The sequence below is a fragment of the Rhodopseudomonas palustris genome (assembly GCF_003031265.1).
GTDB classification, from domain to species: Bacteria; Pseudomonadota; Alphaproteobacteria; order Rhizobiales; family Xanthobacteraceae; genus Rhodopseudomonas; species Rhodopseudomonas palustris_H.
This window is the reverse complement of the sequence record NZ_CP019966.1, coordinates 1,206,813-1,229,205: the sequence shown is the minus strand read 5'-3', so window position 1 is coordinate 1,229,205 and position 22,393 is coordinate 1,206,813. Positions and strand designations below refer to the sequence as shown.

Genomic DNA, 22,393 nt, shown 5'->3' with positions numbered 1-22,393 from the left:
TTAGTCCGTCGAGCGGCGCAGTTCGGACGCGGCTTCGATCTTGGCGGTCTCGGCCCTCGGCGGATCGAGCCGGGCCGACTCGACGCGCGGCGTCGGAACGCTGGCGGTGACTTCGGCACGCTGCTGAGTGCCCGGCGCGTGCAGCGAGCGCGGCCGGCTCTGCGCGTGAGAATGCGAAATGGCGCGCGCGAGCTGGATCCGGCCCTGATGGCGGAAGTCGCAATACGCAAAGCCCATCCCCGACACCGAACCGCGGAAGCTGCGCTCGCTGGTCTTGTTGAGGTTGAAGCAGGGCTCGAACGGAATGCCCTTGATCGACGCGCAGATCGCCTCGCCGCGAACCTGCAGCGTGTTGCCGGGCAGCCGCATGAAACGGTTGGGACCGGAGCCGGAGAATTGGACCTGGCCGGCGGCGCCGCCATCGTCGAACACGCGGCCTGCGCCGCGGGTTCCGTCGAAGCAGGTGAATGCAAACACCTTGTTGGCGACGAATTTGCGCGCCTCGTCCGCATTCATCGAACCAGCCATCGCCGGAAGGACCGCAGCGCCGGATATCACAGCGCCGACAACGAAACGCGCAAACATGCCTGTACTCCTACTGGGAGCGGGTGAAACTCGCTTAACCCGATCCTTACCATACAAACTGCGGCAAGAATGGCGCAGCTTGGTTGGTAAAGTCTGAACGAAGTAACCGATCCCCTACGAAATTTTCACCACGATGCGGCCGCGGACCTGACCGGCCAGCACCTTGGCGCCGGCGTCGATGACCTGGTCGAGGGAAATTTCCTGCGTGATTTCCGCAAGTTTTGCCGGATCGAGATCGGTTGCGAGTCGCTCCCAGGCGCGCTTGCGCTCCGGCAGCGGGCACATCACCGAGTCGATGCCGTAAAGACACACTCCACGCAAAATGAACGGGGCGACCGAGCTCGGCAGGTCCATGCCGGCTGCGAGGCCGCAGGCCGCGATGGCGCCGCGGTACTTGGTCATCGACAGCAGATTGGCCAGCGTAGTCGAGCCGACGCTGTCGATGCCGCCGGCCCAGCGCTCCTTCGCCAGCGGCTTGGCCGGACCGGACAACTCGTTGCGGTCGATGATCTCGGCGGCCCCAAGCTGGCGCAAGTAAGCCTCTTCGGACGCCCGGCCGGTCGAAGCGATGACGTGATAGCCGAGCTTCGACAACAGCGCGATCGCCACCGAGCCGACGCCTCCGGCCGCGCCGGTGACCACCACAGGTCCATCCTGCGGGGTGAGCCCGTGCTTCTCCAGCGCCAACACGCTGAGCATCGCGGTGTAGCCGGCGGTGCCGATCGCCATCGCGTCGCGCGCGCTCAGCGACTGCGGCAACCGCACCAGCCAGTCGCCTTTGACGCGGGCCTTCTCCGCATAGGCGCCGAGGTGAGTTTCACCCATGCCCCAGCCGTTGCACACCACCTTGTCGCCGGCCTTCCAGTCCGGGTGCGACGACTCCAGCACAGTGCCGGCGAAATCGATCCCGGCGATCATCGGAAAACGGCGCACCACAGGCGCCTTGCCGGTGAGCGCGAGACCATCCTTGTAGTTGAGGGTCGACCACTCGACCGCGACCGTGACGTCGCCGTCCATCAGCTCGGCCTCGTCGAACTGGGTCAGCGCCGAAACGGTGCCCTTCTCGGCCTTGTCGATCCGGATCGCCTTGAACGTCGCCATTGTCGCTCCCCCTTGAATTGTGCTTGCCGATGCCGACGTGAGTTAGAGAAAGCGCAGGCCCGCTGTAAAGATCGCTGCGCTGCAGCGATGCAAATGCGTGACTCTGGTGTGACGATTTAACCCTTTCGGCCTCTGGCGGAACCTGGAGCCACGTGTTATATTAGTTATGCTCTGAATGAGGATAAGTGTTTCCTCATAGGTTCCTGGAAGCGGGGCGCGGGGACGCGAAGGCTTTAGGGAAGCGGTTCATCGCAGCGGTTGGAAGTTGCCGGCCCATCGTGGCCGGATTTCTCAAACCCAGCATATGCTCAAACTGAGTATATATTGGAGCGCGGTACAAGGAGGCGTCGATGCCGCTTGCTGAACTCTACGGTCCGGAGAATTTCGGCCTGCCGCCGCATGCGCGCCAAGGATCGCTTCCGCGCGCGCCGCTGAGTGCCACCGAACGCGCCCGCGCGCTGCCGATGCCGTCCTTGGAATGGACGCCGGAGGTCGAGGCCGCCACGGCGCACCTGTACGAGAAGGTGCAGACCGTCATTCCGCCGGTCGAGTGGCCGTTCATGGCGCCCTACGTCAAGGCGATCAACGAGCTGAAGCGCGAGCGCGACGCCGTGATCCTGGCGCACAACTACCAGACGCCGGAAATCTTCCACTGCGTCGCCGACATCGTCGGCGACTCGCTGCAGCTCGCGATCGAAGCCACCAAGGTGAAGGCTTCGACCATCGTGCAGTGTGGCGTGCACTTCATGGCTGAGACGTCGAAGATCCTGAATCCGGAGAAGCGCGTGCTGATCCCGGATTCTCGCGCCGGCTGTTCGCTCGCCTCTTCCATCACCGGCGCCGACGTTCGGCTGCTGCGCGAGAAATTCCCGGGCGTGCCGGTGGTCGCTTATGTCAACACCTCGGCCGACGTAAAGGCTGAGGTCGATATCTGCTGCACCTCGTCGAACGCCGTGCAGGTGGTCGAAAGCCTCGGCGTCGACCGTGTCATCATGGTGCCGGATCAATATCTGGCGAAGTACGTCGCTTCCCAGACCAAGGTGAAGATCATCGCCTGGAAGGGCGCCTGCGAGGTCCACGAGCGCTTCACCGGCGACGAGCTGCGCGTCTATCGCGAGGCCGATCCGAACGTGAAGATCATCGCGCATCCGGAATGTCCGCCGGACGTGCTGGCCGAAGCCGACTTCACCGGCTCGACCGCGCACATGATCAACTGGGTCAAGACCCAGCATCCGAAGCGCGTGGTGATGATCACCGAGTGCTCGATGGCCGACAACGTCCAGGCCGAGCTGCGCGACGTCGAAATGGTGCGGCCGTGCAATCTGTGCCCGCACATGAAGCGGATCACGCTGGCGAAGATCCTCGACAGCCTGGTGTACCTGCGTGAGGAAGTGACGGTCGATCCCGCCATCATCGCGCCGGCCCGGCGCTCGGTGGAACGGATGATCAACCTGAACAACTGAGCCTCAGGGCTTGCGACGAATGGCGGCGTCCGTGCCGCCATCGCTGTGCATCGAAGGCGTTCGCGGACAATCGCGTGAGAGTTGGATCGCCGCATGAGCACCACGCCCGAGTTCGCACATCTTGGCGTCCATGGTGACGTCGTTATCGTCGGCGGCGGTCTCGCCGGCCTGTTCTGCGCGCTGAAGCTGGCGCCGCGTCCGGTGACGGTGATCAGCGCCGCGCCGCTCGGCGAAGGCGCCTCCACCGCCTGGGCGCAGGGCGGCATCGCCGCGGCGGTCGGCGAAGGCGACAGCGCCGAATCGCATGCGGCCGACACCATCGCGGTCGGCGCCGGACTGGTCGACGAGGCGGTGGCGCATCGCCTCGCCGGCGAAGCCGCCGCGCGCATCCACGATCTCCTCAGCTACGGCGTGCCGTTCGACCGCGACCTCGAAGGCCGGTTGGCGGTGGCGCGCGAGGCGGCGCATTCAGCGCGGCGCATCGTCCACGTCCGCGGCGACATGGCTGGCCAGGCGATCATCAGCGCGCTCACCGACGCGGTCCGCAAAACGCCGTCGATCAAGGTGATCGAAGGCTGGTTCGCCGACGGGCTGCTGATGCACGACGACGCGGTCGCCGGACTGCGGCTGCGCAAGGTCGGCAACGCCGCCGGCACGCCGATGCACATCGCCGCGCGTGCCGTGGTGCTCGCCACCGGCGGCATCGGCCATCTCTATGCCGTGACCACCAATCCGATCGAGGCCCGCGGCGTCGGGCTGGCGATCGCGGCCCGCGCCGGCGCGCGAATCGCCGACCCGGAATTCGTGCAGTTTCATCCGACCGCCATCATGGTTGGCCGTGATCCAGCGCCGCTTGCCACCGAGGCGCTGCGCGGCGAAGGCGCGATCCTGATCAACGGCCAGGGCGAGCGCTTCATGCTCGCGGCGCATCCGCTCGCCGAGCTGGCGCCGCGCGATATCGTCGCCCGCGGTGTGTTCGCCGAAGTCGCCTCCGGCCGCGGCGCTTATCTCGACGCCACCAAGGCGCTGGGCACGCATTTCGCCGAGCATTTCCCGACCGTGTACGAGAGCTGCATCTCGGCCGGGATCGATCCTGCGACCCAGCCAATCCCGATCGCGCCGGCGGCGCACTACCACATGGGCGGCATCGCTGTGGATATGCACGGCCGCAGCTCGCTGCGTGGGCTGTGGGCCGCGGGCGAAGTGTCCTGCACCGGCGCGCACGGCGCCAACCGGCTTGCTTCGAACTCGCTGCTCGAAGCGGTGGTGTACGCGGCGCGGATTGCCGAAGGCATCGCCGGCACCGAACTCGCCGCCACCAAGTCGCGGCTCGATGTACACGAGACGCAAAGCACGCCGATCGATCCGGCGCAGGAGCAGTTGCTGCGGCAGACCATGGCCGGCAAGGTCGGCGTGATCCGCGATCGTGACGGGCTAAGCGAAGCGGTGCGGACCTTTGCGGCGCTCGAAGCCGAGACCTCGTCGACCACGCTCGCCAATATGGCCACGACCGCGCTGCTGGTCGCCACCGCGGCGCTGGCCCGCACCGAGAGCCGCGGTGCGCATTACCGGGCAGACTATCCGACCGAGAACCCTGCGCAGGCCAAGCGCACCACCACATCGCTGGCGCAAGCCCGCGAACGCGCCGCCGCGCTCGGCGACGCTGCCCCGCGCGCGCCACGTCTCGCTGCGCAATCCCTCGCCTGATCAGGACCCCCTTCATGTTGCCGTCTGCCCTGCTGCATCCCGATGCATTCCTGTCGCCATTGGCGATCACCGATGCGGTGCGCCGCGCGCTCGATGAGGATCTCGGCCGCGCCGGCGACGTCACCTCGGTCGCGACCATCCCGGAGGCGACCCAAGCCCACGCCATCCTGGTGGCGCGCCAGGCCGGCGTGATCGCCGGGCTGCCGCTGGCGATCGAGACCTTCAGCCAGCTCTCCGCGGAAGTCGCCATCACCGCCCATGTGCGCGACGGCGACAGTGTGGCGGCCGGCATTCAGGTGCTGACGATCTCCGGTCCGGCTCGCGCCGTTCTGACCGGCGAGCGCACCGCGCTCAACTTCGTCGGCAGGCTCTCTGGCATCGCGACGCTGACGGCGGACTACGTCCGCCACACCGCGGGCACCAAGATGCGGATCTGCTGCACCCGCAAGACCACGCCCGGCCTGCGGGCGCTGGAGAAATATGCGGTGCGCTGCGGCGGCGGCTTCAACCACCGGTTCGGCCTCGACGACGCCATCCTGATCAAGGACAACCACATCGCGGTGGCCGGCGGCATCCGCCCTGTGCTGGAAGCGGCGCGTGCCAAGATCGGCCATCTGGTCAAGATCGAGATCGAGGTCGACACCCTCGATCAGCTCCGCGAGGTGCTCGACACCGGCCTCGCCGACGTCGTGCTGCTCGACAACATGAACCTCGACACCCTGAAGCAGGCCGTCGCGATGAGCGCCGGCCGCGTCGTGCTCGAAGCCTCCGGCGGCGTGACCCGCGAGTCGATCAGCAGCATCGCCGCCACCGGCGTCGACTACGCCTCCTCCGGCGCGCTGACGCACTCGGCCCCGAACTTCGACGTCGCGCTGGATATCGACGCTTAGGCTGGCGCTCGGCAAACAGCACAAGACTTCTTGCTCTACTAACGTCATTGCCGGGCTCGACCCGGCAATCCATCCTCTTGAAGAACGGGCCTTCGCCGCGCCGAGGGGGCTTGTGCCCCGCGGGGCGGATCAAGCCCGCGCATGGCGTCGGCATACAAGTAATAACTCCGCCCCGTCATTCCGGGGCGCTCGCGAGAGCGAGCGAACCCGGAATCTGAAGCGGGGCAATGCGCCGCCTTCCAAACCGCGAGATTCCGGGCTCGCGCTGCGCGCGCCCCGGAATGACTGCTTAGGGCGACCGCGGGGCGATGCCCGCACACCACGACGCGCTTAGTTGCCCTTGGCCTGAATCTCCGCCGAGCTCTTGGCGGCTTCGGCGAGTTGGGCGGCGATCGAAGCGGTTTCGGCGGCGGTGCCCCAGCTCGGGGCGTCGCTGCCGTCGCCCCAGGCGCGCGGACGATAGAAGGTGTGTACGCCGAACTTGTACATCTTCTTCATCTCGTGGACCCAGGACGGCCGCACCCAGTAGGCGTGGTAATGAGTCGACTTGCCGACTTCGGGCAGCCACAGCTTGCCGTCGAGCATCGCGCGCGCGATCTTGCGGGCGCGATCCCACATCTCCGGCTCGCGCACCACGTCGGCGATGTTGTCGCAGGCGAAGGTGAACTGGCAGGCGTAGCGGCGGTTCTTGTTCTGATAGACCACGCCGCAGACGTTGGTCGGATAGAAGCCGGAGAACGCGCGGTTGAGCACCACCTGCGCCACCGCGATCTGACCGCGCACCTTTTCGCCGCGCGATTCGAAATACACCGCCTCCGCCAGGCACTTCTCGTGCTTGGCGCGGAGCTTGGAGTCGTTGGCGAGGCCGAGCCGCTCGGCAGGCGTCTTGACGTGGTGATCGGCGTTGACCTGGCCCTTGCCGGCGATGGTCTCGCCCGACGCGGACGGATCGAGTGCAGCGGTTTGCGGCAACGGCGACTTCATGTCGGGATCGGCTGCGTTCGGCGACACGATGATCGGCTCTTCACCCGGCTGCCATTGCTCGAGCGACTCATCCATGCCGCCGAGCGAGCCGGTGCCGAAGAACAGGCTGGCGGTCTTGAACGAGAACGGATCGCGCGGCCGCGGCGCGACAGCGGCCGCCTCGTGGTCCTTATCGAGCGACAGCGAGCCATCGTATTGCGGGAGCGGTTCGGACTTCAGCGCTTCGGCAAGCTCCGGATCGAGCGCCGGCGAGGCTTCGGCCGCGTGGACAGCGCCGTTCTGATCGGAACCCGGGATTTGGTCGGCGGTCTTGGCACCGGCGACGTTCGGCGCCTGCGCTCCGGCATCCTCCGGCGTCGGCGCGACTTCGAGGGTCGGCGACTGGTCGGGCTTGGCAAGCGCGAGGCGGTCGCCCTTCAGGGTGCGGTCGACCTTCGGGTAGTCGGACGCCTGGTAACGGGACGGCGCCTGCAGCAGCGGATTGTGGGTCGCGGCGAGGCCGCCGCTGCGGCCTTCGATGCTGACCAGGCGCGACGAGCCGAGCTGCGGCGTCCAGGTTCCGAGCGGCCGGCCGAACGAGAACGTCGCGACCTGCACCGAGCCGAGCGAGGACGCGAACATCCGCTTCTGCCAGCGCTCGGTGACGCCCGTCTGCCGAACCAGCAGCGACGCAATATCCTGGTGTCCGATTTCATTGGGCAGCGCCGCGAAGACACAGACCCCGAGGCCGAAGGACGCAATCCGCGCGCCCTTCGACCGGTTACGCATGACTGACATCGATACGCTCACGCAACGCTTACTCGCGATCAAGTCCGACGGTTTCGGACAAGTTGATCGTTTCTGTTGTTATCCGATTAAAGTTGCCCGTGCGTTAATGGCCGATGCATCCGCGCAACACGCAACGCCAAGCTGTTAGTTCGCGGAACCGGCTGCGAATGTGGTGAATCAGCGCTTCATAACGGTGGTTAAGAATGCGTTGTGCAACGTCGTTAACAAGGCGTTGCACATCAGCCGCGTCGTCGGTTACCAGCGCGCAAATACAAATGGCCGGGACAAAGCCCGGCCATTCGAAATCTGATCAGTTTTGCGAGGCGCGATTACGCCTGGCTGGCGATGCCCTTGCCGAGCGCAGCCTGCGCCGCGGCGAGCCGCGCGATCGGCACGCGATACGGCGAGCACGACACGTAGTCGAGGCCGACCTCGTGGCAGAATGCCACCGACGCCGGGTCGCCGCCGTGTTCGCCGCAGATGCCGACCTTGAGCTTGGCGCGGGTCTTGCGGCCGCGCTCGACGCCGATGCGGACCAGCTCGCCGACGCCGTCCCGGTCCACCGACACGAACGGATCGACCGAGAAGATGCCCTTCTCGATATAGGTGCCGAGGAAGCTGGCAGCGTCGTCGCGGCTGATGCCGAACGTCGTCTGGGTGAGGTCGTTGGTGCCGAACGAGAAGAACTCGGCGCTCTCGGCGATGTCGCCGGCCATCAGGCAGGCGCGCGGCAGCTCGATCATGGTGCCGACATGGTACTTCAGATTGCTGCCGGTATCGCGGTTCACCGCCTGCGCGGTGGCGTCGATCCGGGCCTTGACCAGCTCGAACTCGGCGCGGGTCGCGATCAGCGGCACCATCACTTCAAGACCGACCTGCTCGCCGGTGCGCTTCTCGGCCTCGACCGCGGCCTCGAAGATCGCGCGGGCCTGCATCTCGGCGATCTCCGGATAGGCGATCGCCAGACGGCAGCCGCGGAAGCCGAGCATCGGATTGAACTCGGCGAGCTCGCGGGCGCGATCGGCGAGCCGGCGCGGATCGGCATTCATCGCCCGCGCCACTTCCTCGATCTCCGCCTGGGTGTGCGGCAGGAACTCGTGCAGCGGCGGATCGAGCAGGCGCACCGTCACCGGCAGGCCCTTCATGATCTCGAACAGCTCGACGAAGTCGGCGCGCTGCATCGGCAGCAGCTTGGCGAGCGCGGAGCGACGCGACTGCTCGTCTTCGGCGAGGATCATCTCGCGCACGGTGCGGATGCGGGTCTCTTCGAAGAACATGTGCTCGGTGCGGCACAGGCCGATGCCTTCGGCGCCGAACTTGATCGCGGTGCGGGCGTCGGCCGGGGTGTCGGCGTTGACGCGGACCTTGAGCTTGCGGACTTCGTCGGCCCAGCCCATCAGCGTGTTGAAGTCGCCCGACAGTTCCGGCTCGATCATCGGCATCTTGCCGGCCAGCACCTGGCCGGTGCCGCCGTCGATGGTGATGATGTCGCCGGCCTTGAAGGTGCGGTTGCCGATCATCATCGTGCCACGGCCGTAGTCGACGCGGATCGCGCCGCAGCCGGAGACGCAGGGCTTGCCCATGCCGCGCGCCACCACGGCGGCGTGCGAGGTCATGCCGCCGCGGGTGGTGAGAATGCCTTCCGAGGCATGCATGCCGTGGATGTCTTCCGGGCTGGTCTCGATGCGCACCAGCACGACCTTGCGGCCGTCGGCATGCAGCTTGGCAGCCTCATCCGACGAGAACACGATCTCGCCGGAGGCGGCGCCGGGCGAGGCCGGCAGGCCGGTGGCGATCACGTCGCGCTTGGCGTTCGGGTCGATGGTCGGGTGCAGCAGCTGATCGAGCGAACCGGGCTCGATCCGGGTCACGGCGTCCTTGCGATTGATCAGGCCCTCGTTGGCGAGCTCGACCGCGATCCGCAGCGCCGCCTTGGCGGTGCGCTTGCCGCCGCGGGTCTGCAGCATCCAGAGCTTGCCCTGCTCGATCGTGAACTCCATGTCCTGCATGTCGCGGTAGTGCTTCTCAAGCAGGGTGTAGATCCGAGTCAGCTCCTTGAACGCCTCCGGCATCGCCATTTCCATCGACGGCTTGTCGGAGCCGGATTCGATGCGGGCGTGCTCGGTGATGTCCTGCGGGGTGCGGATGCCGGCGACGACGTCCTCACCCTGCGCGTTGATCAGGAACTCGCCGTACAGCCGGCTTTCGCCGGTCGACGGGTTACGGGTGAAGGCGACGCCGGTCGCCGAGGTCTCACCCATGTTGCCGAACACCATCGCCTGGACGTTGACGGCGGTGCCCCAGGATTCCGGAATGTCGTGCAGGCGGCGGTAGGTCACCGCGCGCGCGTTCATCCACGACGAGAACACCGCGCCGATCGCGCCCCACAGCTGGGCATGCGGATCCTGCGGGAAGTCTTCGCCGGTCTCGCGCGCCACGGCTTCCTTGTACTGGCCGACCAGATCGACCCAGTCGTCGGCATCGAGATCGGTGTCGAGCGTGAAGCCCTTGGCGTCCTTATAGGCGTCGAGGATTTCCTCGAAGTGATGGTGCTCGAAGCCGAGCACCACGTCCGAGTACATCGTGATGAAGCGGCGATAGCTGTCATAGGCGAAGCGGCGATCGCCCGACTTCTCGGCCAGCGCTTCGACCGTCTCGTCGTTGAGGCCGAGGTTGAGCACGGTGTCCATCATGCCCGGCATCGAAGCGCGGGCGCCGGAGCGCACCGACACCAGCAGCGGGTTTTTGGCGTCGCCGAACTTCTTGTTGGTGAGCTTGCCGACGTGCTCGAGCGCGCGCTCGACCTGCGACTGCAGCTCCTTCGGATAGGTTTTGCCGTTGGCGTAGAAGTAGGTGCAGACCGAGGTCGGAATGGTGAAGCCCGGAGGCACCGGCAGGCCGAGATTGGCCATCTCGGCGAGGTTGGCGCCCTTGCCGCCGAGCAGGTCGCGCATGTTGGCGCGGCCTTCGGCCTTGCCGTCACCGAAGGTGTAGACCCACTTGCCGGCCTTCGGCGCGGCAACGGCCTTGGCGACGGGCTTCTTGGCGGGCTTTGCAGCGGCCTTGGCCACCGCCTTGGCGGCCGGCTTGGTCGCGGGCTTCGTTGCCGGCTTGGTTGCAGCCTTGGTCACCGTCTTGGTGGCGGGCTTGGTCACCGCTTTCGACTTCGCGGCGGGCTTTGCAGCGGGCTTGGCGGCCGGCTTGCTAACAGCCTTCTTGGCCGGCTTCGGCGGGCTCTTCGCCACTGCCTTGCGTGCACTCGACGCGGCAGCGCCCTTTCCACGCGCAGTCCCGGAAGACTTGGATTTCGGGGCGGTCTTCTTCTTCGAAGCGGCTTTGGCCATGGCTCTCAACGGTCCGCGAAAGAGGAACAGAAAACGGGCGCTTTAGACCACGTTTTAGCGGTCTCAAGCAAGCTGGCGGAACCCGAGCCGACTAAAGATGCAGGAAACGCAACGCGCCCAGACCGATCAGTCCGACGCAGATCAGATAGATCGCGACGATGAAGTTCAGCAGCCGCGGCATCACCAGAATCAGGATACCGGCGATCAACGCGACGATGGCTGGAATGTGGGCAGTGGTGATTGTCATGGCAGTCTCCGGCGGAAGGAAGCGATCGGATCGAATCGCAGGCGGATTGGTAGCGGACACAGGCAAGGAGCGATACCGGCGGCTGATGACGCCGCTGCGTGGCTCAGGGTTCCCTGACCGGCAAAAATCCGGACCACTGCGACATCCCTGCACGGAACATCGCGCGCGGGCGGGCATTGCCCCAGCAGACCGAGCGGCGCAGCCTCGACAGGTCGCTGCTCTTTGATCGTTCAGGTGGACGCGCAATTCGCTTGAACGTGGGTCCGGACGCCACCGACGCGGCCGGATCGGAGAGCCCCGTCCCGTTCCCCCGCCGGGCGGGGCTCTTCTCCGTCGGTCCTCCCTCGCCTTCCGATTGCTTCTCCCGCATCGCCCCGCCTGCTAGAGTTCCGGCACCGGCTCGGCTCTCGCGCCGGCGTCGCGGTGCTCTGCCGCGCCGACGTCCTCCCGCGCAGATGCGGCTTCGCCGATGCCGATGATCGCAACACCGTCCGTTCACAGCCTCGCGCTGTTGTTGCTGCTGAGTTTCTTTCTCGGCTTCGCGTTCGAAGATTTCTTCGAGCAGCGAAAATCCGCGCGGCCGGGCGGCGTCCGCACTTTTCCACTGCTATCTCTCGGCGGCGGCGTTCTGTACTGGCTCGACCCCACCCATCTGGTCGCCTTCACCGGCGGCCTGCTGGTGCTCGGTGTCTGGCTGTCGATCTTCTACACGGTGCATTTGCGCGAGCGCGACGACCAAGGCGAACGAAATGCCGGCCTCGTCGTGCTGCTGCTCAACGTCCATGCCTATCTGCTCGGGGCGATCGCGCTGGCGCTGCCGCATTGGGTCGCGGTCGGCATCACGGTCACGGCGGTGATCCTGCTCACCAGCCGCGACTGGCTGCACCGGTTGGTGCGCAAGGTCGATACCCGCGAGATTACCACCGCGGCGCAGTTCCTGATCCTCAGCGGTGTCGTGCTGCCATTGCTACCGGCCGAACCGGTAACCTCGCTGACCAGCATCACGCCGCGACAGGTATGGCTGGCGCTGACGCTGGTGTCGGCGCTGTCCTATGCGAGCTATCTGGCGCAGCGCTATTGGCAGCGCGCCGCGCAGGGACTGTGGATGGCCGGCCTCGGCGGGCTGTATTCCTCGACCGCCACCACCGTGGTTCTGGCGCGGCAGGCCGCCGTCAGCGAGTCGTTCCGCCGCCAGGCGACGGCCGGTATCACGCTGGCGACCGGCATCATGTACCTGCGCATCCTGGTGGTGATCGCGGTGTTTAACATGACGCTGGCGCGTGCATTGGCTGCGCCGATGCTGGGGCTGGCGGCGGTCGCTTTGGCGATCGCAGCGCTGCAATACCTCATCATCAAGGCCCCCAGCGGCGAAGCCACCCAGCCATCGGAGCGCGGCAACCCGCTCGAACTCGGCGCCGCAGCGGTGTTCGCAGCCCTGTTCGTGGCGATCTCGCTGGCCTCGACCTGGGTCAAAACCGAATTCGGCACGCAGGGCATCTACTGGCTGGCAGCGATCGTCGGCTTCTCCGACATCGATCCCTTCGTGCTCAACCTGGCGCAGGGCGGCACCGCGGGCATCGGCGAACATGCGGTGGCGATCGCGGTGCTGATCGCGGCATCGTCCAACAATGTCCTGAAGGCCGCCTACGCGGTGGCGTTCGGCGGCCGGCGCACCTGGCAGAGCGCGGTGATACTGGTGGCGTTGGCGATCGCCGGCGTCGCGCTGGCGGCGTGGCTGGCGAAGATCGCGGCTTGAGCGGCGGCGAGCGCTAGCCGCGCTTCAGCATCGACAGCAGCGACGTGGTCGCCTTGTAGCTCTGCACCGCGTTGTCGCGGAATGCCGGCGTCCAGTTGGTCGCGGTGCGCTCCTCTGCGCTCATGCCGGAATAAGCGTTCAGCAGGCCGAGGCTGAAATCCGCCGGATTGCCGGAGGTCTGGCTCTGCTTCAGCGCGGTGAGGATGCTGGCGCGGTTACGGCCGTCGAGCTCGCGCTTGGCGGCGAACACCTCTTCTTGCGAGAACAGGTCGTCCTTGTTGAGCGAGATCGCCGACAGCGAGCGATTGTCGAGCACCGACAGATCCGCCTGCTGGCCGGTCTTGCGCGCCGGATCGTACACCAGCAGCTTGCCGGCGGCGGTCGCCTGCGCGGCCTGGTCGTCGAGCGTGGCGCGCGCCTGCTTGGCAACGCTGCCGAAATCCTTGGTGGCCGTGGTGGCGCTGCCGGAGGGATAGCGCGCCAGATAGGCCGCCACGGGATCGTTGCTGATGCCGGCCGGAATCTTCGACGGATCGGCCTGGGTCGCCGCCAGGCCCTTGGTGATCGCGGCGCGCTCGGCCTGCCAGGTCGCGGTCGCCTTCTCTTCGCTCGAAGCGCCGTCGAGATAGCTCGCAGCCGCCTTGTACACGGTGCTGTAGTCGCCGATCAGCTTGGCGGTCTGTGTCGCCGGCGACAGCGCGTCGTTGAACTGCGCGATCCGGGTGGTCGCCGCCAACGTCTGCTCGGCGTCGGTGAACCGGCCGCCGGCGTTCGAGGCGATGGCGAACAGCGCCCGGCGGTCGAGCCCGGACAGGTCGATCTTCGGCTTGCCGCTGTCGTCGTAGGGCGCAGTGACATTGGCCGCCTTGTACAGCTTGTCGATCGCGGCGCGGCTGTCGCTGATCACCGCGGAATAATCCTTCGACGAGCCGCTGGCGAGCTGCGCCCGCGCGGCCGCCGACAGCGTCAGCTGGGTCGCCGCATTGCTGCTGGCACCCGGCAGCACATCGTCACCATTGCCGTTCAGGATCGTGGCCAGCGAGGTCTGCGCGCCCGCGGTCCGCGCATAGGCGGCACCGTATTGCGCGTAATTGTTCAAGCCGTTGGTGATGCTGGTCATGGCATTGCGCCCCGCTGCCGAGGTGGACGGTTAAGGAACCGTTACCGCCAGCCAACCTGTCAGGACATGGTTAACGACCGGTTAATTGTTTCGCAATGTTGCTGATCGGTGCAGCTTTTGAGAGGGACGCGGGGCTTTCTTGAGGACACGCCCTCCCCCTCCGTCATTCCGGGGCGCTCCGCTTCGCCAAGAGCACTGTCATCCCGGGATGCGTGCGACAGCACGCAGACCCGGAATCTCGCAGTTATTGCAGAGGGTGACGCAGCGAGGCGCGTGGCGGTTGCCATGCACGACCACATCGAGATTCCGGGTTCGCTCGCTGACGCGAGCGCCCCGGAATGACGTGACGGCAGCCGCGGCAAGGAGGCTGCCCCACACCCGGCGTCATGCGCGGGCCCGCCCCGCGCATCCATCACGCGCTTAGCGCGTCTGCGAAGACACTTTGGGAAGAAGGATGGATTGCCGGGTCGAGCCCGGCAATGACGTGGCGTGGAAGCGGCTGGCGCGGCGGACCAACAGCCGCCGTTAGTCCTGGATCTTCGAGAAGTCCGCCACCGCGCGCGTCGCGGCGCGGATTTCGTTCAGCAGCTTCAGGCGGTTTTCACGGACGGCCTTGTCGTCGGCGTTGACCGTCACCTTGTCGAAGAACGCATCGACCGCCGGCCGCAAGCCGGCCATCGCGGTCATCGCCGCGGCGAAGTCTTCCTTGGCGACGGCAGCGCCGGCATCGGCCTTGGCGCGTTCAATCGCGGCGGCCAGCGCCTTCTCCTCGTCCTGCGCGTAGAGCGACGCGTCCGGCGCACCGTCATAGGCGCGGCCGTCCTTCTTCTCCTCGATGCGCAGGATGTTGGCGGCGCGCTTGGTGCCGGCCAGCAGGTTCTTGCCGTCGTCGGTAGCAAGAAACGCCGCCAGCGCCTCGACGCGGCGGACGATCATCAGGATGTCGTCCTGCCCTTCGAGCGCGAACACCGCATCGACGAGGTCATGCCGCGCGCCTTGGTCGCGAAGTTGGACTTTCAGGCGGTCTGCGAAGAAGGAGAGGAGGTTGTCACTGACGTCGTCATGCCCGCGCTTGTCGCGGGCATCCACGCCTTTCTTGCTGCCAGCCAAGTCGTGGATGGCCGGGACAAGCCCGGCCATGACGGCAGAATGCGCGGAGACCAAAGCGAGCAACCGCAAGCGCAGTGAGTTATCCAGCACCAGCCTAATCACCCCCAGCGCCGCGCGTCGCAGCGCATACGGGTCCTTGCTGCCGGTCGGCTTCTCGTCGATCGCCCAGAACCCGACCAGCGTGTCGAGCTTGTCGGCGAGCGCCACCGCGATGCTGACCGGATCGCTCGGGACGCGATCGGCCGGGCCCTGCGGCTTGTAGTGCTCTTCGCAGGCGGCGGCGACGCTGGCGTCTTCGCCCTGGGCGAGCGCGTAGTACTTTCCCATCAGGCCCTGCAGCTCGGGGAATTCGCCAACGACCTCGGTCAGCAGATCCGCCTTGCAGAGCTTCGCGGCACGCTTGGTCTTTTCGGCATCGGCGCCGACCAGCGGCGCGATCTCGGCAGCCAAGCGCTCGATGCGGGCGATGCGCTCGGCCTGGGTGCCGAGCTTTTCGTGGAACACGATCTGATCGAACTTCGGCAGCCGGTCTTCCAGCTTGGTCTTCAGATCGGTCTCGTAGAAGAACTTGGCGTCCGAGAGCCGCGCGCGGATCACACGCTCGTTGCCGGCGGTGATCGCGGCGCCGCCGTCGCTGGCTTCGATATTCGCGGTCAGGATGAACTTGTTGGCGAGCTTGCCGGTCGCAGGATCGGCGACCACGAAGCACTTCTGATTGGCGCGGATGGTGGCGCGGATCACTTCGTCCGGGATCGATAGGAAGTCCTTGTCGAAGGAGCCCATCAGCGCCACCGGCCATTCGACCAAGCCGGAGACTTCGTCGAGCAGCCCCTGATCTTCGACCAGTTCGTAGTTTTGCGCCTGCGCCAGCGTTTTCGCGTCCGCCAGGATGATGTCCTTGCGGCGGGCGGAATCGAGCACGACCTTGGCGGCGAACAGCTTGGCCTCGTAGTCCTCGAACCGCCGCACACTGAATTCGGCCGGGGCCATGAAGCGATGGCCGTGCGTGGTCTGCCCGGCCTCGATGCCGTCGACGTTGAAATGCACCACATCGGGCTCTTCGGTTTCCATGCCGAAGGTCGCGATGATCGAATGCAGCGGCCGCACCCATTGCAGCGCGCCCGGTTTGCGGGAGCGTTCGCCCCAGCGCATCGACTTCGGCCACGGGAAGGTGCGCACGATCACCGGCAGGAACTCGGCGATCACATCGATCGCAGGCTTGCCCGGCTTCTCGATCAGCGCGACGTAGAAGTCACCCTTCTTCGGGTCCTTCTGGATCTTGGCTTCGTCGAGCGAGGCGAGGCCCGCGGCCTTCAAGAAGCCCTGCACCGCCGCGTCCGGCGCGCCGACCTTCGGCCCCTTGCGCTCGTCCTTCAGATCCGGCTGCCGCGCCGGAATGCCATGCACCGTCAGCGTCAGCCGCCGCGGCGTCGCAAACGCCTTGGCGCCCTCATAGACGAGACCTTCGGCGACGAGCTTATCGGTGACCAGCCGCTTCAGATCATCAGCAGCCTTCCCCTGCATCCGCGCCGGGATTTCTTCGGAGAACAGTTCGAGGAGAAGATCGGGCATTACTTGCTCTCCCCACGAACGGCTTCACCCTCCCCTGGAGGGGGAGGGTCGCCTGCCGAAGGCAGGCGGGGTGGGGTGACAGCGGTCGCGTTGTAGATGGCGTCCATCACGGCGTCGGTCTTGCTCATCACATCATTGTTCCAAAATCGGATCACCCGGTAACCCTCCGACTGCAGCCATTGCGTTCGCACTTCGTCACGCTTTAGGCCGTCTTCGTCGCCGTGTTGTGATCCGTCCACCTCGATGATCAGTCGCTTCGCGAGGCAGGCGAAATCGGCGATGTAGGGCCCGATCACCACCTGCCGTCTGAAGTGACTTCCTTCCACATTCATTCGTCGCAACCGCCGCCATAGAATGTCTTCGGCAGCGGTGCTGTTAGCCCGCAGTTTGTTCGCAGTGGCGCGCTTGAAGTCGCTGATCTGGCGCTTGACCATGTCGCAACCGCTGTCACCCCACCCCGCCTGCCTTCGGCAGGCGACCCTCCCCCTCCAGGGGAGGGTAATTAGTCCGAACTCGCTGCCCCGCCCCTCCCCGCAAGGGGGAGGGGAGCAGAGGCGTCCTCGTTATCGTGTACCCCGCTCGCTTCAGCGAGCGCCCTCCAGGGGCGGGTGATTAGTCCGTGCTTTAAATCTCCGCCCGTCCCGCTTCGGTATGCACCCAGGCTTCGCCGCAGGCTTTCGCCAGTTCGCGGACGCGGAGGATGTAGCTTTGGCGCTCGGTGACGGAGATCACGCCACGCGCGTCGAGCAAGTTGAAGACGTGGCTGGCCTTGATGCACTGGTCGTAGGCCGGCAGCGCCATGGCGTGGGCTTCGCGCTTGCCGCCATCGGCAGACATCACCCAGCCGGCGTCGAGATATTTCTTGCAGGCGGCCTCGGCCATCTTGAACTGCTCGAACAGCATCTCGGTGTCGGCGACCTCGAAATTGTGCTTCGAGTATTCCTTCTCGGCCTGCAGGAACACGTCGCCGTAGGTGACCTTGTCGTCGCCGTCGCGGCCGTTGAAGTTGAGATCGTAGACGCGGTCGATGCCCTGGACGTACATCGCCAGCCGCTCGAGACCGTAAGTGAGTTCGCCGGCAACCGGCGCGCATTCGACGCCGGCAACCTGCTGGAAGTAGGTGAACTGGCTGACTTCCATGCCGTCGCACCAGCACTCCCAGCCGAGGCCCCAGGCGCCGAGCGTCGGGCTTTCCCAGTCGTCTTCGACGAAGCGCACGTCGTGCAGCGCGGTGTCGACCCCGATCGCGGCCAGCGACTTCAGGTACAGGTCCTGGATGTCGGGCGGGGACGGCTTCAGGATCACCTGGAACTGATAGTAGTGCTGCAGCCGGTTCGGGTTCTCGCCATAGCGGCCGTCCTTGGGCCGGCGCGACGGCTGCACGTAAGCGGCGTTCCAGCGCTTCGGGCCGAGCGCCCGCAGCGTGGTGGCCGGATGGAAGGTGCCGGCGCCGACTTCCATGTCGTAGGGCTGCAGGATGACGCAGCCATAATCGGCCCAGAAGCGCTGCAGCGTCAGGATCAGGCCCTGGAACGAACGTTCCGGGCGCATGTGCGGAGGCGTCGGGTCCATGATCGGCTTTGGATTCACGAGGGTTTTTGGAAAAGTGGCCGGACCGTATCGGCCACGACCCGGCAAATCAAGGCGATGAACGGGCCAAATCGCCGGTTAACGCCTCCTTAACCACCCGCCACGGCGATCGCTAAAAGCTGAAATTCGTTAGCAACTGATGGGTAACCATCGGCCTCCAGGGACGTGGCGCTCGGCTGGGAAGCCGGCGCCGAAACGACGGAGAGCCGAAATGACAGCCTTTCATGCCGTGAGTGCTGCGCTGGTCGTGCTTGTGGTCGCGCCGCTGCTCAGCGGATCGCTCGGCCGCTCATAAAAGTTTGCAACCTCCAAGGTTGCGCGCCGGCCCGATGGGTGATGCCCCGCCCTTCGGGCCGGCGCACCGATTCCCACATCACCGATTGAAGAGATCAGTCTGATCTGGAGTTCAGCCCGGCCGGTAGGCGCCGGTCACCGGGTCGGGCCGCAGCGTCGGCAGCTTGGCGCGGTCCGCTTCGGCAAACACCGTTGCGCGGGCGACCTCGAGCTCCTGATTGACGCGTCCGGCCGTGCGGAAGGCCCACCGCACCATGGCGATGCCCACCAGGCTTCCAGCCAATACGAGCAGCGGCGGCATCGTCCAACCTCTCCTTGAGTCGCGTCACGCCCCTGTTTGCATCTTCGCTCAGTGGGCGATCACTCGCAACTCACGCTGACGGGACCAAATGGCGCGGAGGCCGCGCGGCCGCGTATCTTCTAAAAGCCGTATTTGGCCCAGATCGCCCGTGTTTCCAGCGCCGTAATCATTGATTCGGGCAGTGCCGCGACGCCGTCGAGCGCAGTTCCGGCGCCGGCTGATTTGCGCGACAGGTTGGCGAGCAGACCGGTCGGCGGCGAGATCAGCGGGGTGCGGACCTTGTCGCCGAACTTGCCGCGTAGCACCGCACGCAGATCACCGATCGAATCAGCAAGGCCGAGCGACACCGAGGTGGCGCCGGCCCAGTACTCGCCGGTGAACAGCTTGGACTCCTCGCCCTTTAGCCGGGTGCCGCGGCTCTCTTTCACCAATGCGATGAACAGCGCGTGGATTTCCTGCTGCAGCACCTTCAGCCGCGCGACCTCCTGCGGGTCTTCCGGCAGGAACGGATCGAGCTGCGCCTTGCGCTCGCCGGCGGTGTAGAGCCGGCGCTCGACGCCGATCTTCTTGATCAGGTCCTGAAAGCCAAAGCCGCCGCCGACTACGCCGATCGAACCGAGGATCGACGACGGATCGCAATAGATCTCGTCGGCCGCGCACGCGATCATGTAGCCGCCCGAGGCCGCGACATCCTCGACGAACGCGTAGACCGGCAGCTTCTTCTCGGCGGCGAGCGCGCGGATGCGCAGATAGATCAGCCGCGATTGCACCGGCGAGCCGCCCGGCGAATTGATCGCCAGCGCCACCGCCTTGGCGTTGCGGGTGGAGAATGCGCGATCGAGCAGCTTGGCGACTCCGGCCAGCGTCAGGCCCGGCCGCAACGGCGTCACCGCGCCGATCGTGCCCGACAGCCGCACCACCGGCACCACCGGAATGTCGCGCCGAAAGCGCGCCGGAATCCAGTTACCGAGACCGGCGAGCCAACCCTGCTCGCTGCGACCGCTGATCGCAGCATCGCTCATCGCTTCACCCTATTGTCGACCATCTTGGATGCCACCATTTGGTAGGTATGGAACGTGTTTTGCAACGCAGGCTTCATATAGGGACGAGGCTGCCACGACGCAGCGGAGGGACCGATGAAAATTTACCTGCTGATGTTGTTGATCGCGGCAATTCTCGCGGCCGTGCACGTCACCAGCGCACCGGCCAAGCACAACGAACCGCAACCGCAGTAATCAGCACTGCGCAGTTTTTGCCCAGCCGCTGATTAGGATTGCGCCAGCGGCAGAATTTGCTCCCCGGCGAGCACGGCGCGCGCGATCGGGTTCGGGTGTCCAGACGGGTCGTTGAGCAGCAACCCCGGAACAAGCACCAGCGGCGCCCGCCCGCCCTTCGTCGCACGTACCAGAATACGGATCGCCGGCTTATCGGCATTCCCATGCACCGGCTGCACCATCACGCTGCCGAAGCCGCGCCCCAGCGCACTCAGAACATCGGCAAGCCCATCCGCCCGCCAAATCAGCGTCAGCGCCCCGCCCGACTTGAGCACCCGCCGCGCCGCATGAACCCATGCTTCCAAAGTCGTCGCCGTTGCCAGATGCGCCACCTGCCGCGCCGGATCCGGCGACCCCCGATGCCGGCCGGCATCATGGAACGGTGGATTCATCAGCACTGCGTCGGCCGAGTCGGGCCCGAGTCCGGCCGCCGCAAACGTCTCGGCTGAGCCTGTGACATCGAGACAGACGACTTCGGTTGCCAGCCCATTGAGGTGGGCATTGTCACGGGCAATCGCCGCAAGACCAGGGTCGATCTCAACCAGGACCGGAGCGATTCCGTCGACCCGCCACGCCACCGCGAGTCCGGCGGTACCGACCCCGCTGCCGAATTCGACCACCCGATCGCCGGCCCTCACCCGCGTCGAAGCCGCCAACAGAATCGCGTCGTGACCGGCACGATGGCCGGCGGCAGGTTGCCGCAGCCGCAGCCTGCCACCGAGAAAACCGTCTTCGGTAAGGCTTTGTGCTGCCGGATCAACCAGTTCAGCCATCGGACCGAAGCTCGTGCGCCAGTCCGGCGTCGGTCAGCAACTGGCGCGCAGCGCGCAGATCGTCCTCGTGCACCAGAACGCGGCGCGGGATGACCCCGAGCGAGCCTTCGAGAATGCTCATGTTCTGATCCAGCACCAGGTGGTCGATCCCGGCACCATCCAGCAATGCCCCCACCGCCGAAAGCAGTACCGCGTCGTTGGTCCGCAGCAGTTCTCGCAACCTTGCCTCTCCTGTCGTCCCTGCATTATAGCTCGCGCCGACCGTTGCGGGGGATCGATCGCCTCGTTGCAGGGTCGTTCCCGTGCTATAGAGGGAACCGCAATGAGGCGCGGAATGGTCGAGCCGGCCGGCGCCTCGATGACTGGACCAAGGCTCGGATGGCGCGAGCAGCTTCGCCGCATCCGTCCCCGGAATTTGGAGACCCAGCGTGGCCGTAATCGTACCCTTCGAGGGCCCCTCGACCGCCTCGATCGACCAACTCGTCGAACTCGTTGCGGCGGACATGGAGCGAGTCAACGCCACCATCCTGTCGCGGACCGGCTCCGACGTCACCATGATTCCTGAAGTCGCTAACCACCTGATCTCGTCGGGTGGCAAGCGACTGCGGCCGATGCTGACGCTGGCGATGGCAAACCTCACCGGCTACACCGGCGACGGCCACATCAAGCTCGCCGCCGCGGTCGAATTCATGCACACCGCGACCCTGCTGCACGACGACGTCGTCGACGAGAGCGAGATGCGCCGCGGCAAGAAGTCGGCGCGGATGCTGTGGGGTAACGAGGCCAGCGTGCTGGTCGGCGACTTCCTGCTCGGCCAGGCATTCCGGATGATGGTCGAGGTCGGCAGCTTGCGCGCGCTCGACATCCTGTCGTCGGCCTCCGCCACCATCGCCGAGGGCGAGGTGATGCAGCTCGCCGCCGCCAAGAACACCGCGACCACTGAAGACGAATATCTCGCGGTGATCCGCGGCAAGACCGCCGAACTGTTCGCCGCCGCCTGCGAAGTCGGCCCGGCGATCGCCAACCGGCCGAAGCCGGAGCAGTCGGCCTGCCGCTCGTTCGGCATGAACATCGGCATCGCCTTCCAGCTGATCGACGACGTGCTCGATTACGGCGGCAAGGCTGCCAAGCTCGGCAAGAACGTCGGCGACGACTTCCGCGAGGGCAAGATCACCCTGCCGGTGGTGCTGGCGTTCCGCCGGGGCAACGACGCCGAGCGCGAATTCTGGATCAAGTCGCTGGAGCGCGGCGAGATTTCGGATGCCGACCTTGATCAGGCGATCAAGCTGATGACCAAGCACCGCGCCCTCGACGACACCATCCAGCGCGCCCAGCACTACGGCGCAATGGCGGTCGACGCGCTCGCGCTGTTCCCGTCCTCGCCGATGAAGACGGCGCTGGAGCAGGTGGTGGCGTTCTGCCTCGCGCGCTCGCACTGAGCGGACGCAGCTCTTCCTGAAACAAGCACCGTCATTCCGGGGCGCTCGCGTCAGCGAGCGAACCCGGAATGCCGC

General features: G+C 66.1%; 18 protein-coding genes. 5 read left to right on the top strand and 13 right to left on the bottom strand.

Annotated features, from left to right (window positions below):
- Together RPPS3_RS05690 and acuI are read right to left on the bottom strand one after the other, a co-directional pair.
- Positions 1 to 585 carry a hypothetical protein gene (locus RPPS3_RS05690; protein ID WP_107343230.1) on the bottom strand — a complete coding sequence of 195 codons (585 nt, stop codon included), beginning with the start codon at positions 583 to 585 and terminating at the stop codon, positions 1 to 3.
- 114 nt (positions 586 to 699) lie between these two features.
- The gene (gene acuI / locus RPPS3_RS05685; RefSeq protein ID WP_107343229.1) at positions 700 to 1,686 is read right to left on the bottom strand and encodes an acrylyl-CoA reductase (NADPH); all 987 of its coding nucleotides are present in this window, start codon (positions 1,684 to 1,686) and stop codon (positions 700 to 702) included.
- A 350-nt stretch (positions 1,687 to 2,036) separates the two neighbouring features.
- Between acuI and nadA the strand changes: the two genes are divergently transcribed.
- The 3 genes from nadA (at position 2,037) to nadC (ending at position 5,746) form a co-directional block, all read left to right on the top strand.
- A complete protein-coding gene (gene nadA, locus RPPS3_RS05680; protein WP_012494788.1) occupies positions 2,037 to 3,149 on the top strand; it encodes a quinolinate synthase NadA in 1,113 nt (370 codons plus the stop codon).
- Positions 3,150 to 3,242: 93 nt separating this feature from the next.
- The gene (locus RPPS3_RS05675) at positions 3,243 to 4,856 is read left to right on the top strand and encodes an L-aspartate oxidase (RefSeq protein ID WP_107343228.1); all 1,614 of its coding nucleotides are present in this window, start codon (positions 3,243 to 3,245) and stop codon (positions 4,854 to 4,856) included.
- Between the two features lie 14 nt (positions 4,857 to 4,870).
- On the top strand, positions 4,871 to 5,746 hold the full coding sequence (gene nadC / locus RPPS3_RS05670) for a carboxylating nicotinate-nucleotide diphosphorylase (protein WP_107343227.1): 876 nt from the start codon (positions 4,871 to 4,873) through the stop codon (positions 5,744 to 5,746).
- 330 nt (positions 5,747 to 6,076) lie between these two features.
- Here the strand turns inward: nadC and RPPS3_RS05665 are convergent, their stop codons facing one another.
- The 3 genes from RPPS3_RS05665 to RPPS3_RS05655 all read right to left on the bottom strand — a co-directional run bounded on the left by RPPS3_RS05665 (position 6,077) and on the right by RPPS3_RS05655 (position 11,089).
- A complete protein-coding gene (locus RPPS3_RS05665) occupies positions 6,077 to 7,507 on the bottom strand; it encodes a cell wall hydrolase (RefSeq protein ID WP_107343226.1) in 1,431 nt (476 codons plus the stop codon).
- Positions 7,508 to 7,827: 320 nt separating this feature from the next.
- A complete protein-coding gene (ppdK, locus tag RPPS3_RS05660) occupies positions 7,828 to 10,842 on the bottom strand; it encodes a pyruvate, phosphate dikinase (RefSeq protein ID WP_199852192.1) in 3,015 nt (1,004 codons plus the stop codon).
- Between the two features lie 91 nt (positions 10,843 to 10,933).
- Positions 10,934 to 11,089, bottom strand: coding sequence for a DUF3096 domain-containing protein (locus RPPS3_RS05655; RefSeq protein WP_013500996.1), 156 nt, complete (start codon positions 11,087 to 11,089; stop codon positions 10,934 to 10,936).
- 469 nt (positions 11,090 to 11,558) lie between these two features.
- Here RPPS3_RS05655 and RPPS3_RS05650 point away from each other — a divergent pair, with 469 nt between their 5' ends.
- A complete protein-coding gene (locus RPPS3_RS05650) occupies positions 11,559 to 12,845 on the top strand; it encodes an MgtC/SapB family protein (RefSeq protein WP_234820109.1) in 1,287 nt (428 codons plus the stop codon).
- Positions 12,846 to 12,858: 13 nt separating this feature from the next.
- Here the strand turns inward: RPPS3_RS05650 and RPPS3_RS05645 are convergent, their stop codons facing one another.
- From RPPS3_RS05645 to RPPS3_RS05605, 8 genes are all read right to left on the bottom strand, one after another.
- A complete protein-coding gene (locus RPPS3_RS05645; protein WP_107343224.1) occupies positions 12,859 to 13,965 on the bottom strand; it encodes a hypothetical protein in 1,107 nt (368 codons plus the stop codon).
- A gap of 525 nt (positions 13,966 to 14,490) precedes the next feature.
- Positions 14,491 to 16,647 (bottom strand): glycine--tRNA ligase subunit beta, encoded by a 2,157-nt coding sequence (glyS, locus tag RPPS3_RS05640; protein WP_107343223.1) that lies wholly within the window; start codon positions 16,645 to 16,647, stop codon positions 14,491 to 14,493.
- Positions 16,647 to 17,081 carry an endonuclease domain-containing protein gene (locus RPPS3_RS05635; RefSeq protein WP_107343222.1) on the bottom strand — a complete coding sequence of 145 codons (435 nt, stop codon included), beginning with the start codon at positions 17,079 to 17,081 and terminating at the stop codon, positions 16,647 to 16,649. The genes glyS and RPPS3_RS05635 overlap by 1 nt, the downstream gene beginning before the upstream one ends.
- 190 nt (positions 17,082 to 17,271) lie before the next feature.
- On the bottom strand, positions 17,272 to 18,219 hold the full coding sequence (locus tag RPPS3_RS05625; protein ID WP_107343221.1) for a glycine--tRNA ligase subunit alpha: 948 nt from the start codon (positions 18,217 to 18,219) through the stop codon (positions 17,272 to 17,274).
- Between the two features lie 424 nt (positions 18,220 to 18,643).
- The gene (locus tag RPPS3_RS05620) at positions 18,644 to 18,832 is read right to left on the bottom strand and encodes a DUF4234 domain-containing protein (protein ID WP_107343220.1); all 189 of its coding nucleotides are present in this window, start codon (positions 18,830 to 18,832) and stop codon (positions 18,644 to 18,646) included.
- 119 nt (positions 18,833 to 18,951) lie between these two features.
- Positions 18,952 to 19,854: a S49 family peptidase gene (locus RPPS3_RS05615; protein WP_107343219.1), complete on the bottom strand. Its 903-nt coding sequence runs from the start codon at positions 19,852 to 19,854 to the stop codon at positions 18,952 to 18,954.
- A 245-nt stretch (positions 19,855 to 20,099) separates the two neighbouring features.
- A complete protein-coding gene (locus RPPS3_RS05610; protein ID WP_107343218.1) occupies positions 20,100 to 20,879 on the bottom strand; it encodes a tRNA1(Val) (adenine(37)-N6)-methyltransferase in 780 nt (259 codons plus the stop codon).
- The gene (locus RPPS3_RS05605; protein ID WP_107343217.1) at positions 20,872 to 21,099 is read right to left on the bottom strand and encodes a DUF2007 domain-containing protein; all 228 of its coding nucleotides are present in this window, start codon (positions 21,097 to 21,099) and stop codon (positions 20,872 to 20,874) included. The genes RPPS3_RS05610 and RPPS3_RS05605 overlap by 8 nt, the downstream gene beginning before the upstream one ends.
- 208 nt (positions 21,100 to 21,307) lie before the next feature.
- On the opposite strand from RPPS3_RS05605, the gene RPPS3_RS05600 reads away from it, so the two are divergent.
- A complete protein-coding gene (locus RPPS3_RS05600) occupies positions 21,308 to 22,318 on the top strand; it encodes a polyprenyl synthetase family protein (RefSeq protein WP_107343216.1) in 1,011 nt (336 codons plus the stop codon).
- Positions 22,319 to 22,393 lie beyond the last annotated feature (75 nt).

What these genes read in the sequence shown, in the direction of transcription:
- RPPS3_RS05650 (WP_234820109.1), top strand. Translation starts at nt 11,559, where the DNA reads ATGCCGATGATCGCAACACCGTCCGTTCACAGCCTCGCGCTGTTGTTG.
- RPPS3_RS05645 (WP_107343224.1), bottom strand. Translation starts at nt 13,965, where the DNA reads ATGACCAGCATCACCAACGGCTTGAACAATTACGCGCAATACGGTGCC.
- ppdK (WP_199852192.1), bottom strand. Translation starts at nt 10,842, where the DNA reads ATGGCCAAAGCCGCTTCGAAGAAGAAGACCGCCCCGAAATCCAAGTCT.
- RPPS3_RS05610 (WP_107343218.1), bottom strand. Translation starts at nt 20,879, where the DNA reads ATGGCTGAACTGGTTGATCCGGCAGCACAAAGCCTTACCGAAGACGGT.
- RPPS3_RS05620 (WP_107343220.1), bottom strand. Translation starts at nt 18,832, where the DNA reads ATGCCGCCGCTGCTCGTATTGGCTGGAAGCCTGGTGGGCATCGCCATG.
- glyS (WP_107343223.1), bottom strand. Translation starts at nt 16,647, where the DNA reads ATGCCCGATCTTCTCCTCGAACTGTTCTCCGAAGAAATCCCGGCGCGG.
- RPPS3_RS05655 (WP_013500996.1), bottom strand. Translation starts at nt 11,089, where the DNA reads ATGACAATCACCACTGCCCACATTCCAGCCATCGTCGCGTTGATCGCC.
- RPPS3_RS05675 (WP_107343228.1), top strand. Translation starts at nt 3,243, where the DNA reads ATGAGCACCACGCCCGAGTTCGCACATCTTGGCGTCCATGGTGACGTC.
- RPPS3_RS05635 (WP_107343222.1), bottom strand. Translation starts at nt 17,081, where the DNA reads ATGGTCAAGCGCCAGATCAGCGACTTCAAGCGCGCCACTGCGAACAAA.
- RPPS3_RS05665 (WP_107343226.1), bottom strand. Translation starts at nt 7,507, where the DNA reads ATGTCAGTCATGCGTAACCGGTCGAAGGGCGCGCGGATTGCGTCCTTC.
- RPPS3_RS05615 (WP_107343219.1), bottom strand. Translation starts at nt 19,854, where the DNA reads ATGAGCGATGCTGCGATCAGCGGTCGCAGCGAGCAGGGTTGGCTCGCC.
- RPPS3_RS05625 (WP_107343221.1), bottom strand. Translation starts at nt 18,219, where the DNA reads ATGGACCCGACGCCTCCGCACATGCGCCCGGAACGTTCGTTCCAGGGC.
- acuI (WP_107343229.1), bottom strand. Translation starts at nt 1,686, where the DNA reads ATGGCGACGTTCAAGGCGATCCGGATCGACAAGGCCGAGAAGGGCACC.
- nadC (WP_107343227.1), top strand. Translation starts at nt 4,871, where the DNA reads ATGTTGCCGTCTGCCCTGCTGCATCCCGATGCATTCCTGTCGCCATTG.
- RPPS3_RS05690 (WP_107343230.1), bottom strand. Translation starts at nt 585, where the DNA reads ATGTTTGCGCGTTTCGTTGTCGGCGCTGTGATATCCGGCGCTGCGGTC.
- nadA (WP_012494788.1), top strand. Translation starts at nt 2,037, where the DNA reads ATGCCGCTTGCTGAACTCTACGGTCCGGAGAATTTCGGCCTGCCGCCG.